This window comes from Sebaldella sp. S0638 (assembly GCF_024158605.1).
Taxonomy (GTDB): domain Bacteria; phylum Fusobacteriota; class Fusobacteriia; order Fusobacteriales; family Leptotrichiaceae; genus Sebaldella.
On the sequence record NZ_JAMZGM010000146.1, the window covers coordinates 1 to 534 of the forward strand.

Below are 534 nucleotides of genomic sequence, written 5' to 3' on the forward strand. Positions count from 1 at the left end.
GGGATACCTCCTGCTTTAGGTAAGCGGTCTGCTTAATTTACTATCACATACTGTAGCAATTTTACTTGACCACTACATACCATCTATAACTTCAAATCCTACATACATACTATTAACATCTTTATAAAAATAAACATCCTCTTTATCTTTATACCAGCTGCCTATTACATGCTCAAATGTTTCACAGTTCATTTTATAAGTAGGAAACTGCGGATGAGTGAAACCTTTCTTTGTTGCCATCCCGCATTTTCTCTCAGAAATCCCTCCTTTTAGCTCTTCAAAAGGAAAAAGACTTGCTGATAGTAATAAATATATCATCATTCCTAACAATTTTTTCATTTTCTAAATCTCCTAATCTTTTTATATATAATTATATAATAAAATAAGATTAAAAACAAGATATTAGAAGAGTTTATCAAAAGTTATTAATGATTAGAAAATAAAAATACCCCTATAAAAAAAGAGCCTGTGATAAAAAGTCTGTAAATAAAAAAATCTTTTTATGATAAACTAAAAACAGGAGGACTTTATTAT

1 protein-coding gene is annotated in these 534 nt (G+C 28.3%); it reads right to left on the reverse strand.

Annotation, left to right across the window (positions count from 1 at the left end; genetic code table 11):
• Positions 1–72: 72 nt before the first annotated feature.
• Complete coding sequence (locus NK213_RS18035; protein WP_253351804.1) at positions 73–339, reverse strand: hypothetical protein; 267 nt, start codon at positions 337–339, stop codon at positions 73–75.
• Positions 340–534 lie beyond the last annotated feature (195 nt).

Excerpts from the sequence above, each read along its gene's own strand:
- NK213_RS18035 (WP_253351804.1), bottom strand. The coding sequence starts at position 339 with ATGAAAAAATTGTTAGGAATGATGATATATTTATTACTATCAGCAAGT.